Annotated in this window: 16 protein-coding genes; 7 read left to right on the top strand and 9 right to left on the bottom strand. The window is 47.9% G+C overall.

Annotation, left to right across the window (positions count from 1 at the left end; genetic code table 11):
- Window positions 1-262: 262 nt before the first annotated feature.
- Together MEALZ_RS01190 and MEALZ_RS01185 are read left to right on the top strand one after the other, a co-directional pair.
- On the top strand, window positions 263-649 hold the full coding sequence (locus MEALZ_RS01190; RefSeq protein WP_014146750.1) for a hypothetical protein: 387 nt from the start codon (window positions 263-265) through the stop codon (window positions 647-649).
- A 255-nt stretch (window positions 650-904) separates the two neighbouring features.
- Entirely contained in the window at window positions 905-1090 is a 186-nt protein-coding gene (locus MEALZ_RS01185) for a YjfB family protein (protein ID WP_014146749.1), read from the top strand.
- A gap of 298 nt (window positions 1091-1388) precedes the next feature.
- Here the strand turns inward: MEALZ_RS01185 and MEALZ_RS01180 are convergent, their stop codons facing one another.
- From MEALZ_RS01180 to MEALZ_RS22495, 4 genes are all read right to left on the bottom strand, one after another.
- Window positions 1389-2189: an alpha/beta fold hydrolase gene (locus MEALZ_RS01180; protein WP_014146748.1), complete on the bottom strand. Its 801-nt coding sequence runs from the start codon at window positions 2187-2189 to the stop codon at window positions 1389-1391.
- Window positions 2182-3198, bottom strand: coding sequence for a M14 family zinc carboxypeptidase (locus tag MEALZ_RS01175; protein WP_046061303.1), 1017 nt, complete (start codon window positions 3196-3198; stop codon window positions 2182-2184). Before MEALZ_RS01175 ends, MEALZ_RS01180 begins: the two co-directional genes overlap by 8 nt.
- 350 nt (window positions 3199-3548) lie before the next feature.
- Complete coding sequence (locus MEALZ_RS01170) at window positions 3549-3962, bottom strand: hypothetical protein (protein ID WP_014146746.1); 414 nt, start codon at window positions 3960-3962, stop codon at window positions 3549-3551.
- Window positions 3963-4357: 395 nt separating this feature from the next.
- Window positions 4358-4555 (bottom strand): hypothetical protein, encoded by a 198-nt coding sequence (locus tag MEALZ_RS22495; protein WP_138767059.1) that lies wholly within the window; start codon window positions 4553-4555, stop codon window positions 4358-4360.
- A gap of 16 nt (window positions 4556-4571) precedes the next feature.
- On the opposite strand from MEALZ_RS22495, the gene MEALZ_RS01160 reads away from it, so the two are divergent.
- Both MEALZ_RS01160 and MEALZ_RS01155 read left to right on the top strand, forming a co-directional pair.
- Window positions 4572-5960 carry an esterase-like activity of phytase family protein gene (locus MEALZ_RS01160; RefSeq protein ID WP_014146745.1) on the top strand — a complete coding sequence of 463 codons (1389 nt, stop codon included), beginning with the start codon at window positions 4572-4574 and terminating at the stop codon, window positions 5958-5960.
- Between the two features lie 101 nt (window positions 5961-6061).
- Window positions 6062-6283, top strand: coding sequence for a hypothetical protein (locus tag MEALZ_RS01155; protein WP_014146744.1), 222 nt, complete (start codon window positions 6062-6064; stop codon window positions 6281-6283).
- 453 nt (window positions 6284-6736) lie between these two features.
- On the opposite strand, the gene MEALZ_RS01150 is transcribed toward MEALZ_RS01155, so the two are convergent.
- On the bottom strand, window positions 6737-7375 hold the full coding sequence (locus MEALZ_RS01150) for a DUF47 domain-containing protein (RefSeq protein ID WP_014146742.1): 639 nt from the start codon (window positions 7373-7375) through the stop codon (window positions 6737-6739).
- 199 nt (window positions 7376-7574) lie between these two features.
- Here MEALZ_RS01150 and pssA point away from each other — a divergent pair, with 199 nt between their 5' ends.
- Window positions 7575-8087 (top strand): CDP-diacylglycerol--serine O-phosphatidyltransferase, encoded by a 513-nt coding sequence (pssA, locus tag MEALZ_RS01145; RefSeq protein WP_014146741.1) that lies wholly within the window; start codon window positions 7575-7577, stop codon window positions 8085-8087.
- 9 nt (window positions 8088-8096) lie between these two features.
- The gene (locus tag MEALZ_RS01140) at window positions 8097-8765 is read left to right on the top strand and encodes a TVP38/TMEM64 family protein (RefSeq protein WP_014146740.1); all 669 of its coding nucleotides are present in this window, start codon (window positions 8097-8099) and stop codon (window positions 8763-8765) included.
- A gap of 85 nt (window positions 8766-8850) precedes the next feature.
- On the opposite strand, the gene MEALZ_RS23675 is transcribed toward MEALZ_RS01140, so the two are convergent.
- The 4 genes from MEALZ_RS23675 to MEALZ_RS01125 all read right to left on the bottom strand — a co-directional run bounded on the left by MEALZ_RS23675 (window position 8851) and on the right by MEALZ_RS01125 (window position 16067).
- A complete protein-coding gene (locus MEALZ_RS23675; protein WP_017841191.1) occupies window positions 8851-8982 on the bottom strand; it encodes a hypothetical protein in 132 nt (43 codons plus the stop codon).
- A gap of 1707 nt (window positions 8983-10689) precedes the next feature.
- Window positions 10690-11307, bottom strand: a complete 618-nt coding sequence (locus tag MEALZ_RS01135; protein ID WP_014146738.1) for an inorganic pyrophosphatase — start codon at window positions 11305-11307, stop codon at window positions 10690-10692.
- 743 nt (window positions 11308-12050) lie between these two features.
- A complete protein-coding gene (locus MEALZ_RS01130) occupies window positions 12051-13742 on the bottom strand; it encodes a choice-of-anchor I family protein (protein ID WP_014146737.1) in 1692 nt (563 codons plus the stop codon).
- 540 nt (window positions 13743-14282) lie between these two features.
- Window positions 14283-16067 (bottom strand): GspE/PulE family protein, encoded by a 1785-nt coding sequence (locus MEALZ_RS01125; RefSeq protein WP_014146736.1) that lies wholly within the window; start codon window positions 16065-16067, stop codon window positions 14283-14285.
- Window positions 16068-16396: 329 nt separating this feature from the next.
- On the opposite strand from MEALZ_RS01125, the gene MEALZ_RS01120 reads away from it, so the two are divergent.
- Window positions 16397-18466, top strand: coding sequence for a peptidase domain-containing ABC transporter (locus MEALZ_RS01120; RefSeq protein ID WP_014146735.1), 2070 nt, complete (start codon window positions 16397-16399; stop codon window positions 18464-18466).
- The last annotated feature ends 1 nt before the right edge of the window (window position 18467 follow it).

The raw sequence follows: 18467 nt of genomic DNA, 5'->3' as shown, positions 1-18467 counted from the left end.
CTCCTGATAAGAAAAAAAAGCGCGTGAGACTATTTACATTAAACCCCATCTTCGCCTCTTTAATCGAAAAGGAGGCACGCGTGGAATTGATTGTAGTTAAATTTATTCAAAATGGTAGCTTGCAAATGAATTAGCGGATTTAACCACCCATTGCTTTTTTGGCAGGCCTATTCGAAAGCAAATCGCATTCGAAATATTTCGAGATACTTTCCTTCTGCACGCGCGTACAATGAATCCGCTTATTTAACACAGAGGTAAAATTATGAAAATTATAAAATTTGCAGCTTTATTAGGTTTAATGGCTATTACAGGCCATGCGTGGGCTGAAGCCGCCTTCGAATCGATACAAGACGTTCAAGGAAAATGGAGATTGGAATACACTAAAAAGTCACTCGATACCAAAGAAACGATAAAACGCGAAGATACTTGGGCTTTTAATGACGGAAAAGTCACTATAACGAATATCCCTCGAGAGGGCTCATACTATGACCAATTGCCGGTAAAGTATGAAATAGAGGACGGCAAACTCAAAATTGCCCTATTAGGCCGCTCCGATCGCTTCGATACTTTTTCCCTGATCGAAAAAGATGAAAAAAGCATGACTCTCAAAGGTAAATACGGCGACATTTATTATTTCCAAAAAAAATAGCTTTTTAACTAAGTAGCATCGTTATATCGGATAACAATTCCAACGTTTCTCTCCCTTTTCAGCGCCGCTTGATAGGGGCCCCTTTTAATGCTCCTTGCGATAGAAATGCGGCGCTACCATTCCGGTTTTCAATACATACCTGAGAGCCATAACCATAATTAGTCCTTCTCATAAAATCGAAACACGCCGCATCTCAAGTAACGTGAGGTCTTGCCGATAACCCGTTTGCGATTAAATAAAAAAGAGGAGTATGTCATGGTAGATTCCGTCTCGGGCTTAGCCAGTCTAGCCACCCGAATGTCCGTACAGCAAACCGCACTCGATGCCAATGTCGCGGTACTCAATAAAATTCAAGATCAACAAGAAGCGGAAGGCGAAGCCGTAGTAAAGTTGATCGAGTCGACGTCCGCAGCCAAGGGCGGCATTGATGTCTATGCCTAGTCATTGCTCATGATCCTAAATTTGGCAGCTTAACCATGAAGAAAACAAGGTTCCTGAAGAATTTCAAGACATTAGCTAAGCGTTCTCGCTAACCTCTTGGGTGAGTGAATGCTCTATACATGCTCATAGCAAGTTATTGAACTATGCCTTTCGTACTTCAAATTTCGGCAGCGCCTGAGGAGGCACTGGGGTGTGCGGCAAAGGCTTTGCCAGCAAGGAGCTGGCATAGAGCCTACATGAATGTATTCACGGCGTCCTTTGACGAACACCCCGGTGACGAATTTTGATCTACGATGGGTTATAGTTGCTCGGGCTCTCTGTCGATGCACGACGTTCTTTGAAACACCCAATCCTGTATTTGCGTCGCCACCCATCCGCCGTCATCGAGAGTCAAATCATGGCCTGCCCAGGGATGGGCACGCAGTTCAATACGCCATTTTTTATGAATAGCCTCAGAACATACGGGCGATACCAGACGATCGCCCTGCCCGTTCAATAACAAAACCGGCTGTTGCGGCTTGCTATGACTCGGCTTATAAGTGGCTGCCGCAACAATCTGCCGTAAAGCATTTTTAGTAGATATAGGCCGTGCTTTTTGTATCCGCGACCATTCCTCGATTGTCGCCTCATACCGATCTTTACGATTACTAACCAAACGAACAATGCGGGATTCTCGTCGAAAAATATCGCGCGTCATCGCCAATTCTGCAAAATCGCGATAACTTTGCCGACGTAAGCGCATATAAAAGGGACTTAGATCGGCAAAGCTGGTATTCATCAAAACCTCGCCCGCAATGTCTTCAGGATGACGACTCAACCATTCCCAGGCAACCATCGCGCCGAATGAAAGTCCCAGAATTGAGACAGGCTTTTCCAGCCAGCCTTTCGCGAGTGCATCACCACGAACACTTTCTACTATCGCTCGTATCGAACATGGACTGGCCTTTCGATAATAGCAACCTGTGCCCGGCAAATCGATCAAGCTGATCCGGGATGCCGGAAATGCATCTTGCAATAGCGGTACAAAATCGCCCCAATGCGCGGACTCCCTAGCCAAGCCTCTAAGCAGAATCCAATGTTTTCCGAGCGCCTCATCCATACCAAAGACCTAATGCCTTATTTTGATTATGTTGTTTTTGTTGCTGATCGAGCTTTGCCCAATGTTCCGGATACAATAAACTCCGTTGTAGAAAGTCGAACAGCATAAAGTGCCGCCTTAGAATTCTCTCCCGGCGATGCGGTAAGATCGGATGAAACAAACCGTGTTTCTGAAAGAGATGCATCGGGTTTTTGCGTAACCAAATCCAAGACCCCATCTCCAACGTAAACGGAAGAAATAGCCGCTCGGTACCAAACCTTTCAATGAACTCATCGAATAAGTAATCCCACAAATCGCCATTGATAACGTATTCTTTGCAAGTCGGCTCAATCGTGTAGATATGATGCGGATAACAACGGTCATAGCGTTCCTTTAAGGCCACGGTTTCCGCAATAAAAGTAAAAGGCGTTTTTTTTGATGCGTACGGAAACCACAAGCGATCCCGAACACCGAAACCCGAGTGCAAATCAAGCGCAATCGATAAGGGCGAGTTGAAAAGGTGGCGCTCAACGACGTTACACAAAGCTTGCGCTTCCAGCTCCATTTTCACTTTATTACCTCGATACCAAGGCAGTCGGGCCGAGATTCGATGCCCGCTATATAATCGGCGTTTGCCCGGACCCTCGACGGGTGAGTTGCGCATTAAATCGACGCCGTTGCCATTACAACGAGTACCGAGATAAACTCCGACCGGATTTACGATGGGCACGAATACCAATCGCAATTGCTCGAGGCGGGTCAGCAACTCACGATCCCAATCCAGCAATTGAACGACGGTTTGAAGGTAGGACAAGATCACCTCGGAACCGATTTTTTCGAGTCCATGCACACCGCCGAAAAAACCCAGAACGGGCACATCGGGCCCTGCCGCTCCGATGCTGATGCAATGTATCGGAAATTCAAGCTCCCGGCATTGAATCCGCGAAATCACCTCGGTTTGAGCCCGTGTACCGAGTTGATCGATAATGCGTTCTAATTGGTCAAGTTCAGGAAATTTAACTCCGGTCATGACAGCCAATGGCATTGTTTTTTATTCAGCATCCCAAAACTCTAGCATGAAAAAAAGACAATTGAGTTAAAACCAATTACTCCCTCTATACTCAAAAATTGTCTAACTTTATACCCGTCGTAGATCAAAATTCGGCGCCTGGGTGTCCGCTAAAGGACGCCGTGAATACGTCCATGTAGTCTCTATGCCAGCGCCATGGATGGCGTGAATGTCGATTTTGCAGGAGCGAAAATCGACCGGGCACCCAGGCGCCTCCTCTGGCACTGCCGAAATTTGAAGTGTGAAAGGTATATGAAGATGAGGGGTATGGCTAACGAAGACGCCCAAAACCATCCGATAGATCTTATCGGCTAAGATTCAGAAGCGTTTGGCCGGCCGGTTTTGACTTTTTCGACTTGCTCCACAGCCTGTTTTAGACCATCAATGTCCAATTTCGTTAATAAATGTAGTCCGGCACGAAGAATTTCACCTTTTTTGACATGAACGCCGGCCGTTAGGCAGGTTTTCTTCAACTCCGAAATTTTCTGGTAATCCTCTTCAGGAAACGAAAAACTGTCGCGGATCACTTTGGACTTGGCGGCTTTTTTCTTTTTGAGCGGCTTTTTAGCTTCGCTTTCAGCTTTTTTAACGTTAATTTCCGGCTCGGCAAATTCGGCTGATTTAGCAGCAGCCTGTTTTTTAGGCGCTTTTTTTGCCGGAAGCGGGGTTTCGGTTTCAATTGATTCTATTGCCGAATTTTTTGATTTTGGCTTGGTTGTATTCATGATGCCTCCTTAAGACAAGTTCATTAACAGTATATACCGTTTATACTGTTTTTCATGTTTTTTTACCCGCCTTAAAATGCCCCCCCGATACCTTCATTAATTACGTGCAAGGTTTGATCGACTACTTACAACAAACGCTAGACGGTGAACCGGTTAAACTTCCAGCGCCATCCGAATTTTCAACGCAGTCGATCACCACACCATTACCATAAGCAAGCAAACCACTCTATCCTCACTGCCGGAATCCTATGTCCAGGGATGTATATTTTTTTCGTGATCGTAGCCTGCTTCTTCAGAACCGCGCAATCCCCATACATTTTTCGAAAACCTTCGGCATGCTTCATGGCTTGTATCTATTGCGTATTACTTTTCATCAAAATGCCTTTGAACCGTCATCATTTTATAACGATTCGAGAGCAGACTCTGCTTGCGTTAGCATCGACAACAATGACGGTTGCGTAACGCTGGCGGATTATCGTCAGTGGTATAAACACTTTCGCACTTACATAACCAGTTGCAGTAAAAGAAAGCGTCCGTCTGGCTGCAATCGAGCGGTTGAGTTTGACTGCAGTCAGCCCGATCAAATCAACCATAACAATTGAGGACAAAATGAAAAAAATGATTCGATCACTAATCGGTGCGGGCCTCCTGGTTCAGGTTGCCGGCGTATCGGCCCTTGAAATTAAGGCCTCTTTCGAGCCCGCAATCGACGATCCATCGCTCGATTTGGGTTACTACACCCATCCGGCGGGTGGAAACACGCTTTCGTTGTTCGGCGGTGCCGGCAGCGGCAGTTATCGTGGACCGGGCGATGCACCCAACATCATTTGGACGGTCGGGGACCGTGGACCGAATTTTACCTGCGATGCCGCGCCTTCGGTATTGGGATTGACCGCAGCAGTTGCATGTCCAGCCGATCCGCAGCGGGGAGTCGCTGCCGGCGTCGGGCGTATCTACCCACGTCCGGATTACGCCCCCAGTATCTATCAACTGCGCATGGAAAAAAGCGGGTTGTTGAAAGTGCTTAAAGTCATTCCATTACGCAATATTGACGGCACGCCGATCAGCGGTTTGCTGAACCCGCAAATCACCGGCACGACCGAGATACCGCGCGACGGCGCCGGTAACGTGCTCGATCAAGATGCAGGCGCAATCGATGCCGAAGGCTTGGTTCGCTTGCCTCATTTCGGCGGGCGGTTTTTCATCGGCGAAGAGAACGCTACCGGTTTTGTCGAAGTCGCCTCGGACGGACGCATTCTGAAACGTTTCGTGCCGGCCGGTACCGAGAACGAGTACACACATCCGATTGAAGGCTTGCCTGCCGGCTACCCGGTCGAAGGCTCGTTGCCGGAGTTGTTGGCCAAGCGCCGCATCAATCGCGGCATCGAATCAATGGCGGTCTCGCCGGATTTCCGGTTTCTGTATTTCATCGTACAAAGCCCGCTCGACAACCCGAATACATCAGTGCGTGATACGCCGAACATTCGCCTCTATAAAGCGCGCCTGAAAGCACATCCTAAAGGTTCGAAGATCGAGGTCATCGGCGAATGGGTCTATCAGCTCGATCCGGTCAGTATCTTACAAAATGTCGGTGTGACTGATGCCAACCGGGTACGCGATCTGCGCATCAGCGAAATGATGTGGCTCGATAAAGAAAAGTTTTTGATCATCGAGCGTACCGACCAAGCAACCGCGTTGTACGAGATCGATCTGAAAGACGCGACCAACATTGCGGGTTCCGAATGGGACGACCCTCTGACCATTCCAACGCTTGAACAATATCCGGATTTGTCGGCGGTAGGCGTTAAACCGGTCGAAAAAAAACTCCGCTTCATTGCTTCTTCGCTTGACGGCGCCGAGCCGCAATTCGCCGAGAAGCTGGAAGGACTGGGCTTGACCAACCAAAAAGAATTGATGCTGATCAATGACGACGATTTCGGTATCACCGGCCAGCGAATCCGCGTCGATATCGTCAAAGGCGCCGGTTTCGGTCGCTAGATCAGCGATCTTAAGACAAGGCGCATCGCGCTGATGCCGATGCGCCTTTTTCGTACATCGTCACACGGAGTATACCCATCGTAGATCAAAATTCGGCATCAATGACTTGCCGGGGTGCCAAAGCCTTCGTCAATTACTTGAACAACATCACATACGGCGGCAGCAACCAATGGCGCTTACCTTCGACTGGAAACAATCCGCAAACTGGATTTAACCAAACCGACAGTGAACTGGGTCAATTGTTCTACAGCGAACTGGGTGGATTAAAATCTAGCCCTATCCTTGACACCAATACCTTCATTAACGAGCAAGCCTTAACGTAGTGGTCGGATACTGAATGCGCACCCTCTCCTGGTAACGCATGGCACTTCGATACCCTCAGCGGCCTTCAGCTCCACTTCATCAAGTCTTCTCAGTACTTCGCTGGGGGCAGTCAGTCCCGGGCAAGTAGCCGAGGTGCCTGTACCGAGCCCAGTGTGGCTGATAGGCAGCGGCCTGATGGGATTGCTGTGCTTGAAAAAGCGCTTGAACGCTTGCTAATTCGGTCTGATCGGCACTTCGAGATAAGCTAACTCGTCGAGAGACTAATACCGATAATTACTTTACACACTTGAGGGACAAGCCAATAATTTCGACTGCAGAAGGCTTGCAAAACCCGGAATGATCGGTTTCCGGCTTTTTGTCTTGTTTTATTATCAAATCATCTTTTTCTCTGCGAATAGTGAATAGCTCTATATCGTCAGTAAAACTCCTCATGAACAACGATCCAACCCGGCTCAAGCTCTCTGGCGATAACGGATAATGCGCTCGAATAACAGCGCTGCATGATAGGCAGCATCAGTCGTTTCCTCGAGCACACCTAGAATTTCGGTCCAATTGCTCTCGTCGATCAAAGACATTACGAGAAGACTGCGTTGTTTCTTACGCCAGTCGTGATAGATGCCATCGGCGCTAGATTCATGGTGTTTGAGTTCCTTGGAGCACGCTCTGACGTTAGCCAATTCATTGTTAGGATACTCGCCGATTTCGATTCTGAGCCGGTCGATCATCGATAGTATTACCTTGAGCATGACATGCGCGGCGTCTTCGATTTGTTTGGGGTGACAGATATCAATCAGGCGTGCGGTATTGTTGAGGCCATCGACGATATCATCGAGGCGTTTGATCAATTCCTCGGTGATGCGAATGTACTCCGAGTAGGTCAAATGCTCGAGCGCGCGAAACGCTTCCTCGGTCAATTTGTCTCCCTTTTCCTCCAGAATCTTTGCTTGAGCGATGTGGAGACCGCGTTCGTCCAAATTCGAAAACAGCAGGCCCAATGCCTGTGCACAGTCGAGGGAATTATCGAGATGTTCTTTGAATATTGTGTCCAGCGGACGGGAATTTAGATGATGCTCGAGATTATTGTTGGTCATAGCACAAATTTTAAAGTTGGAAAATTCGTATCGGTGTTGCGATTCCGAAATCTTATATTGGCTCGATAATATGACAAATCGATGACTGTTCTCGATTTAACTGGGATCGGCCGGCGATGACTAAATGGTTATCGCTTCATCATCCTGTCACAATATCTTTTTACGATCGCGTATCGGGGTTAATTTCAGCGGGGCGGTCATGTATCTAATCAAATATCTGAAACTAGCGGACATTTTCACGGTAGCGAATCTGTCCTGCGGCATTCTTTCGATCATCATGTCGATCGAAGGAAATTTAGTGCTCGGTGCGACTTTGTTATTCATCGCGGTGATTTTCGACATCTTGGACGGCAAAGTTGCCGGCTTGATGCATCAGAAGAATTCGTTCGGTAAACAAATCGATTCAATGTCCGATTTAATATCGTTCGGCGTCGCGCCGATGTTTCTCTTTTACGCCTTGCAAACGCCGGCACCCTGGGTATCGGTTTTGTTGTTATTTTTCATCACCTGCGGCATGTTCAGACTGGCCCGATACAATATTTCGGAAGCGCAAGGTTTCGAAGGCGTACCGATTACGGTCAATGGCGTACTGTTTCCGGTTCTTTTTTTGATCTACAACAATTTTCCGGCAAGCCTGAATATATGGCCGTTCATTATTGTCATACAAGGCTTGCTGATGGTTTCGACACTAAAAATATCGCGAATCTTTTGAGGCTCGCCTATGAAAAACGTTAAGTTATGGTTGGCCATTATATGCCTGATCATCCTGATGTCTTTTTACATGGCCGGTATCCTGACGCTCGACAATATCAAGACCAATGAAGCCTACCTGCGCGTTTTCATCGAAGACCATTATGGTTTGTCGGTGCTGTTGTTTTTTGTCGCCTGCACGCTTTTCATCAACTCGCCGATTCCGCTGGCCGCCCCGCTGAAAGTGTTGGGCGGCTTCTTTTTCGGATTCTATTGGGGGGCGTTTTACAACATCGGAGCAACCCTTTTGGCCTGCCTGGTCGGCTTCGGAATCAGCCGTTACACATTCAAGGATCTATTTGAAAAACGTTATTACGATAAATTGCAAACGATTGAGAGTGAAATTGAGACAAACGGATTTTATTATTTCTTGTCGTTGCGGTTAGTTATGGTCGTACCCTATTTTCTGATCAATATTTTGGCCGGCCTGTCCCGAATTTCCTTCAGGAAATATGCGACGAGCACGCTAGCCGGCATTACGCCGGCTTCGTTCATTTATGCGAACGGCGGCGACAAGCTCGAACAGATTACTTCACTACAGGAAATATTCCGATTCGACATCATCCTGTCATTGACTGTAGTGGCCGCGATTTCGCTGTTTCCGGTGATCGTCAAGAAATACCGTTACAAAAGCTCGTAAAAAATGCAGGACGAGAAAGATGAATGCATAAAGCCCGTCGTCCTGGGTGTAATGGCATTACTAACGTCATTCTAACAATCGTAAATTAAGCATCGTCCGAAACCAAAAGCTCTGCGTTGAGCTCGATGCGTTCATAGTTGCTGATGACTGTACTTCTCAACGGATAATCAGAAATGGGGCCGTCCCGATTCAAACGCTCAATCTCCCGCTTTGCCATAATTTAGATACTCGGTTCGATGTAAGAAACCATTGGAGCCTTGGCCAATTCAAGCGGATTCATCAAAAGTTCTACCAGTCGCTAATAACGAACGGGGCACCCGATGCCCAAATTAGGTAGCAAAAACTTACCTGATTAACAAGATGCTTCCGCTTGCGGAAGCCAAGTGTCCGCGCAGGGGCCGGTCGTAGTCGCAAAAACTTCATTATGCTGTTACCCAAGCTCCAGCTCTCGTCTTTATACATAAGTATAAATATATCTAATTGTGCAAAAAGTAGCGACCGAGCGCTAACTTGTTGTGTTGTCCGAAAAGGCTATTGGTGTTTGAGCGTTACTGGCTTCGATAGTCGCGACGAAGGCGTCGCTCCCACAGAGAGCGGCGGACGCTCTGATAGGGGTAGGGAAGATTTCTCTCCCCTCCCTCCGAACCGTGCATGCGGTTCTCCCGCACACGGCTCTCCAGTCGGTGGTTTCCTCATCGGGACAAGCTGGTGAGCAATGGTGTTATTAATTGGTGAACCCCATTACTCCGCGTTACCACGTCAGCCCGCAAACTCGGTTTGATTCGTTACCTTCGGCTCCCTTCAACGGCTGAGCCTCTTTAAGCCTTTTACCTGAGGTTGGCTTAATGGCCGTGACACCGAACGCTACCTCGTTTCCACCTTCCTACCCTTCTTTCCTATGGCCGGTTTTGCTAGCCGGCTTTTACCATCTTTTCCCCTCTCGGTTTAGGCTCGTGTTTGTTTTCTCTGTTTCCGCCTGGTTTCCCAGCGGTGCCACACTGTCCTCGCCTTGCCTTGAGCTTCCTCGACTTACGGTAATATAAGGGTTCTGACTCCTGCCACGGTCACCTCCGTAACAGGTCTCCCCAGTTTCTTCACAATACCTTCTGAACATTCCACTCCCAACCACAAGGTAGGCCCATTTATCGTTTTATCTGCCACAACAACGTAAATGATGGTTTTCAGGCTTCGTCGACTCCCAGGGGACTCGCCGCCTTACCCCGCCGAATCGGATTCGCTTTACTGCGGACTGCTCTTTTGCCTCCAGTTGCTCTCCACCCCACCTCGCGGTGACGCAGTTACTTTCAGCTACGACGTTATGGCTTACGCCGACAGGGACTTACACCCTGCTGATTTTGTGCCCTCCTGGGCGCACTGGGAGCGATCCCCAGATCGCGATCTCGAAATCGAAAGTGTTAAGTAACAATAAATGGTATCGAGGTCTCATTGGTTAAGGTTGCAAAAGGGTAATTTTTGACTTATGTATAACGATGAGAGCTCCAGCTTGGGTGTAACCTGTTCAGGAAGCTCTAGTTTCCACTGCCATTAAGTTAAGCCGTCACAGAATAAGTAATGTTGGCATTCAGGCTCGAATGTGCCTCAAAAGCCTGCCATCCATGGCACTGGATTCCGCCAATCCATGGCGGAATGACGGGTTTCCCTTAACTTAATGACAGTGAGCTATAACTTCCCGACAATCAAGGACGATTGAACGAGCGAATCGGGGCTGATTATGAATAAGCGAATGTTGCGCCGGTCTCAGGAAGCTAGAGCTTCCGGAGTGTCTTTCCCAAGCTGGAGCTTGGGAAAGAGCGTGATGTGGGTTGGCCGTTTTTCGCTCGACTCGCTGGCTTACGAACCCCGTCCTGCTAGGGATATGCTGATCTTTGGGCTTTAGCTGAAGAAACTTGCTAATCAGGAAAATTTATGAATCGCAACCGAAATGGCTTTGATAATCCGCTAATGATCTTCTGATTACTTCGTGAGCTTCCTCTCGACCGTAGACTTGTGTGATTTCGCAAATACTGGCTTCGTCAGGGAGATGTTTATAGGTCAGAAAATAATGCTTCAAGCGATCAATATAGGATACCGGACAATCCGACACGTCATTCCACTGCCGGTAAAACGTGTCTCCTTTCATGACGGCAATAATTTTATCGTCAGCTTCTCCGCCGTCTAACATACGAAATCCTCCGATGGGTATCGCTTGTAAAAGAATGTCGCCATGCGATACGTTGCGCTCACTCAACACACAAATATCCAGTGGGTCGCCATCACCTCCGATTACCTCTCTACCCGATTTCTGTTCGGCAAATTCGGCTACTTGTTCCGCACAAAAGGTTTGTGGTATGAATCCGTAAAGCGTCGGAATCATATTAGAAAATTTTTGCGGCCTATCGATTTTAAGGAATCCGCTCACTTTATCGATCTCGTACTTGACTGTGTCCGAAGGGACGATTTCGATAAAGGCGGTAACGATATTCGGTGCTTCGTCGCCCGGGTGTATGCCGTGCCAGGGGTGTGCTCTATGTTTGGTATTCATTTACAAATATGTTCTGAAGTTAAAATTAAAAACGAAAAGGCTGCGCTGCGGGAGGGCTTGTGTGCTCCATTTCTATTAATGTATCAATCTAATAGAACTTGTCGAGTACGTCGAGGAATTGTTTATAAATTTTCTTAAACGGTTTGTTTCTATAACACTATAAAAAACATTTTGACCACGGAACACACGAAATTCACTAAAGAAAGAGCGCAAAATAACTTCTTATACCTTTCTCACTTCAAATTTCGGCAGTGCCTGAGGAGGCACCGGGGTGTGCGGCAAAGGCTTTGCCAGCATGGAGCTGGCATAGAGCCTACGGGGATTTATTCACGGCGTCTTTTGACGGACACCTCGGTGCCGAATTTTGATCTACGATGAGTATAAATGATTACAACGCTCTAAGTTATTGTCATTAAGAGACCATCACCCAAATATGTAATGCTGACTTGAGGCTTTCATGTAACTCAAAAGCCTGTCATCCATTGCGCAATGACGTGTTTTCGTTAACATAATGATAATTAGACTCTGCGTTGGATGAGGGGAATCAAAACCGAAATTTGAAGAACGAAGACTATGATCGAATATTTCCGTGTATTCCGTGGTCGAAATTCTATGTAGGTTAATCGCCTCGGCCCAAATAGACAAGCTGCCTCTTTGCCGTAAAAAAAAGAGGCAGCTTGGATTTACAGTATAACGAATCGTTTAGTTATTTTTGCAACGTGTTAAAACAGAAGGCGATTAAATTATTTACGGAATCCTTTGATTGCCTTCGAACCGACCAAACGCTCCCGATCGATGCGGAAAACCGTCGTCGTCCCGCTGACTTCGTTTGCAACGACCAGTAATGGTACGCCCGGAATCGGACTTTTCGAAGCTTCGATTACGATTAAGCCTTCCGCCCCCAGATCGCCGGCTTCAGGTATTCCTGGTTCGAATCCAAAATCGCGGTTATTGATGTATTGCACGAATGTCGGGCGATAAGGATTGCTGATATCGTAAACCATTACGCCGCCAATACGCTCCAAACCGATAAAGGCGTAAGTGCTGCCCCACAATTTAGCGACTACGACGCCTTCAGGTTCAGGCCCTTTGTCGTCACTCCGTGTCTCGAAACTGTTTTCGCGATGATTCGAATTGAAATTTTCAGGGTAAGCTTTGGCGGTGATGCGTTCGAAATCCGAACCACTGTCGTAGACTTGCTTCATACTGTCGGCGGCATAAATCGAAAACGAGCGGGCACCGAAGGCATAGATATCTTCGTAACACGAACCATCCGCACGTAAACCGTTTGCAGTCGTCACGGTCAGCCGGCCGAGGTTGGCATTATCCCGTAATTGCGACAAATTGGTAATGCCCATTTCGTTGTTGGCGTAAAAATCCAGAAAACGCTGAGAATCTTCACACACGGGAATGTTACCCGACAGAGTGCGAAACCGGGAGGCTTCGACATAACCCGGATTGCCCAACCATTCACGCGCATCCCCTTCGTTGGCCGTTACGATGAACGATTTTCCCCGGTATTCGTAATTGGCGATTGTGTCCGGCATGTAGATGCCCCAGATAGGCCAATTAGTGATATTGATCTTGTTATCCCGATCGCTGACGTCGAGCTCGTTACCGGGCAGCATGTGATCTTTGAATCCCAAGCCATTGACTGCAGTGAACTTGCCGGCTTTGATGTCTAGCGTCCCGATCGCGTTGTTTTCTTGTAACGACACCCATGCGGTTTTCGAATCTTTGGAAACGGTTATCCATTCGGGCTCCATGTTTCTTGCGACACGTTTGCCGTCGCCAGGATTGACATCAGGTCCGAAAATTCGAACGGAGGCATCGAGATCGCTCTCTTTAAAACTTTCGAAGCCCGCCGTACGAACATGGCTTTGCGTCAATTTAGCGATTTGCTTGGGTAAATCGATGATGCTGACCGAACCTTCCGGATCGATTGTATAATCGTCGTTCGGTTCGCCTTCGTTGGCGACCAATACACGTTTGCCGTCCGGAGTAAAGGTTATAGCATCAGGCAACGCGCCGATTTGCACGCTAGCCAAAACATTACCCTCGATATCGAGGAAAACGGCCTTGCCCGGATCGGTCTTGACTGCCGCTTCAACGGCTGCTGCAACCAAACCTTTATGAACGGCAACACTATTTACTACCGCGCCGTAACCGGATAAATCGATATTGAATAGTAAGGTCGGTTTAGACGGATCTTTAATATCTAATACATCGATCTGACCGCTTTCGGCATTGACGACAAACAGGCGTTGCGATTCCGGATCGTGTGCGACGATCTCAGCAGAGGACTTGTCGAAAGTTCCCGTCGCATAAGTGCCGAGAGGGCTTAACTCAAGTTTAAACGGTTTACCGGCTTCAGCCTGACCATTGAGGACAAGACACAATCCGAAGACACTGCTTGCAAGGATAGTATTTTTCACTTTTTCTCCTAGCCTGGCGGGTTGAAAGGAAGTTCGCATAAGGTTAATGAGTCGATGCCAGACCTTTTTAATCCTAAATAAGCAAGGTTACATTTTGATGACTTTGAAATTTGCTTAGAACGACTAAAACGAGGAAAAAACGCTTTTCCTAATCGTTTTTCAATATGAGTTTTATACCTTTCACACTTCAAATTTCGGCAGTGTCTAAGGAGGCATTGGGGTGATCGGCAAAGGCTATGCCAGCATGAATGCTGGCGTAGCGCCTACATGGACGTATTCACGGCGTCCTTTGGCGGACAACCCGGTGCCGAATTTTGATCTACGGGTACTATGCAACCCATAAGCGCCAACTTAAAAGGGGCTCGTCATTCCGCCAGGGATTGGCGGAATCCAGAGCCACGGATGGCAATGCGCAGCACCACATTCATGCAACATGGATATCGACAACCTATACCGATATGACGAATAAAGCCATAAACGCACCATAGAATAGGCACTAATTTGGGGCTCAATGACTATGCAACCGCCTTCGACCTGAGTTTAATAGTCGATTCTCTCCGGCGCCACACGCAGCACTTCCTCTATTGTCGTCAGGCCCGACGCGACTTTTTCCGCACCGCTAAGCCGAAGCGGCTTCATGCCTTCCTTAATCGCTTGATGTTGCAATGCGGTTAAATCGCAGCCTTCGGTAATGAGCGGCTGGATACCGAGACTGTTTTCGAAAATCTCATAAATTCCGATGCGCCCGGCATAGCCGGTGTTGTGGCATTCCTTACAACCGACGGCCTGATAGATTTGCTTAGGGGGTGCGACCTTAAACGGTGAGACCAAGTTTTGCCATTGCCGACTATCGACCGGCGCGACCGCTTTGCAATGCCGACATAACACTCGAATCAATCGCTGCGCCATGATACCCAATACCGTCTGTTGTATCAGATAGCTCGGCACACCTAAGTTGAGCAAACGAATGACCGCAGCCGGCGCATTGTTCGTGTGCAGCGTCGAAATGACCAAATGCCCGGTTAATGCGGCCTGCACGGCCATTTCGGCGGTTTCCAGATCGCGAATCTCGCCGACCATGATGATATCGGGATCTTGTCGCATCAACGTGCGTATGCCGCTCGCAAAATCGAGTCCGATATTGTGTTGAACTTGCATCTGATTGAATAACGGCTCGATTTGCTCGATCGGGTCTTCGACTGTGCATAAATTGATTTCAGGTGTCGCAAGCCGCTTTAGGGTTGAATACAAAGTGGTCGTTTTTCCGGAACCGGTCGGCCCTGTGACCAAAATGATGCCGTGGGTTTGCGAGGTCATCCGGTTCCATATCGCCAACTCCTGCTTGTTGAAACCCAGTTGCCGGTAGTCGCGCAACAAGACTTCGGGATCGAAAATACGCATCACCAGCTTTTCGCCGAACGCAGTCGGCATTGTCGATAATCTGAGTTCAATTTCCTTACCGTTGACATTTTGAGTTTTGACTCTACCGTCTTGAGGCAGTCGCTTTTCGGCTATATTCATTCGCCCCAAAATCTTGAGTCGACTCAAAACCGCATTCATAATCGGCATCGGCAACTGATAAACATGGTGCAAAATGCCGTCGATGCGAAAGCGGACGTTGCCTTGGAGGCGGCGCGGTTCGATGTGGATATCGCTGGCGCGTTGGTCGAAGGCGTATTGGAACAGCCAATTGACCAAATTGACGATATGCTGATTATTGACATCGAAATCGGATTGCTTGCTTAGCTCGACTAATTGCTCGAAATTTTGGCCTCCGGCACGGCCATCGCTATTGGTTTGGACCCCGGCGCCTTTGAGCGAGCGCGAGAAATTATAAAATTCTTCGGTATAACGCTTGATTTCATCGGGATTAGCGAATACCAAGCTAATATTGCCGCTATGCATCTTGGCAAGATCGATTTGCCAAGAACCGATATCGGGTTCAGCCGTTGCAATCAAGACTTCGTCATCAGCGACTTTGATCGGCAGTATGTTGTAATGAGTGGCGTAGGCCTTACTAAAGATAGCAGTGACGCTCGGCACGTCGATTCGCAAGGGATCGAAATAGTAATAAGTCATCCCTAATTTGTCGGCAAGCCATTGCGTTAGTTCTTCCTGTGTCAACAATTTGCCGAGCCGGGTCTTGTCGCCGATTTCGCATTCGGTCAGTATTTTTAGCGGGTGTTTGTGCTTATTGACCGAGGCATTAGCGTATTGCCGGCATTTTTCGAGGTCCTTGGCCGACAGCATACCGTCCCGATCGAGCCAATCGATAACCCGGCCGATATCCAGTTTTTTGTCGTCAGTATTGAATTCTACCCGCATAAGCCTTATTTATTTAACAACATACTCGTACAGCTTAGCTAAAATTTTAGAGACGGGTCCATATACTTCGTAGACCAAAATTCGTCACCGGGGTGTTCGGTCCCTCTTTAAGCAATGCCGAAATTCAAAGTGCGAAAGGTATACTTGTAAAAATTCGGCTTCACTTTAATAAGGGGACCAGCCGGAGTCTTTAAAATGGTGCATGCAATTCATACCCGAATCTTAACCGAATCAATCAAGTAAGAATTTTGTAAGCAGATTTTAATAAGCTATTGAAGTTTTAGCGTTACACTTTCCATTTTCAGCTTACTTATTCAACTCTCTTCGTAATGACGCAAAAAGCATTCAGTCAAACCGTACTCAGGACATTGTTTGATTACCTGCTGTCGGAAATGGGCAGTTCGGCACATGATAAAGGCCTGCATCAACATGAAGTTCCGTCCAGCGCCGTTTCGGATAACTTTCATTTAACAGCCAACAAGCTTGGATTGATCAGCCATGAGCTGATGCTGACGATCGATCAAGCCGCGATCGCCTCCGGGCATTTAACGCAGCTACTCAAACCCCTTGATGACGGACGCTGGTTGGTATTGTCGGGCTTTAGCCGAGGCCGGATCAAAGGCACATTGATCGATGGTCACCTAGTCACGGCGCATGTTTTCAAACTCAATGAACTCATGGAATTGCTCAACTGTCCCTGCGACCGGTTACTCGAATGGTATTTAGTCGAGTTAAAAGCACCGATGGATGCTTCGTCCCATCATGAGCACGACCATGAGCATATGCCGCCCCTGCAACGGCTGTTTGAAATGATTAAAGTCGAGAAAAAAGACCTGTGGCATGTCATTGTGCTGGCCATCGCATCCGGATTGTTGAGCCTTGCAACACCCGCCGCGGTTCAGTCGCTCGTCAACACTGTGGCCTTGGGCGGAATGATGCAGCCGTTGACGGTATTATCGACGCTATTGTTCATCTTTTTGGTGTTTTACGGCGCAATTTCGATAATCCAGTCTTACTTGGTCGAATTGATTCAGCGCCGCGTCTTTGTCCGCATGGCAGCCGATCTCGGCAATCGGCTACCGAATGTCGAATGGTCGAAATACGACGATAAAAACGGTCAGGAATTGGTTAACCGTTTTTTCGATATCCTCACGGTACAAAAAGCCGGCGCCTTTTTGTTGCTGGACGGCTTTGCCATCGCTATGCAGGGCGTGATCGGCTTACTGGTATTGGCCGCCTATCATCCGTTGTTGTTACTGTTCGGTTTGATTGTTGTCTTATGGATTGCATTCGTCATTTTTGTACAGGGCCGCAAAGGCGTTGAAACCTCGATAGATGAATCCTATGCCAAATACGCAGTGGTCGCCTGGCTGGAAACTTTGGCGCGCAACGGCCAAACTTTTAAGTTTTCAGGCGGCCCGGAACTGGCGCGAGAGCGCACCGATGAACTGGCTTATGAATACTTAAATACCCGTAAACGCCATTACCGCATTCTATTGAACCAACAATACAGTCTTTACGCCTTATATGCCGTGGCCAGTACGACATTATTGGCCGTTGGAGGGATATTAGTCATGGAAGGACAGCTTAGTCTCGGGCAGTTGGTCGCGGCCGAGCTGATCGTTTCCGGCGTACTGGCTTCGTTTGCCCAATTAAAAAAGAAATTGGAAAGTTATTACGATTTAATGGCGGGGGTCGACAAACTGGGACATTTACTCGACCTGACGGTCGAACGAGAAACCGGAGACGTGTTAAAACTGTCGGAACCGGCGCATGTCGGCGTTTATGATTTGACGTTGACCTATCATAATCGCTATACAGCGTTTAAAAATATGACCTTCGAAATCATGCCCGGCGAAAAGGTTGCGCTATTCGGAGGCCCAGGAACGGGCAAATCATCGCTCGCCGAATTGTTGACCGGACTGCGCTTACCTAGTCACGGCCATGTCGAAATCAATCACATCGATATGCGCGAAATTCGCTTGGAAAGTCTCCGGCAATCGGTCGCGGTGGCCGGGCGCACTGAAATCATTGAGGATACGATCATCGAAAATGTCCGACTGGGACGACCCGACATCAGTGTGCATCAAGTTAGGGATGTAGTGAATCGTTTAGGCATCTTTCCCGAGCAAAAACAATTACCGGAAGGTCTTTATACCGTACTTAATTCGGCCGGTTCTCCGTTATCCTCCAGCCAAACCCGAAAATTGTTACTCGCCCGCGCAATCATTGGGAACCCACGCGTATTGATTCTCGATGAACTGCTTGACGACTGGAAACATTTCGCCGACAGCCCGGCCCGCGATGTATTATTCGCGGACGATGCGCCATGGACCTTGTTGGTGCTGACCGGGTCGAAAACGATCGCACAAATTTGTCAACGAACCATCGATTTATAGA

Source organism: Methylotuvimicrobium alcaliphilum 20Z (assembly GCF_000968535.2).
GTDB classification, from domain to species: Bacteria; Pseudomonadota; Gammaproteobacteria; order Methylococcales; family Methylomonadaceae; genus Methylotuvimicrobium; species Methylotuvimicrobium alcaliphilum.
The sequence above is the reverse complement of the archived record's forward strand: the minus strand, read 5'-3'. Positions and strand labels throughout refer to the sequence as shown.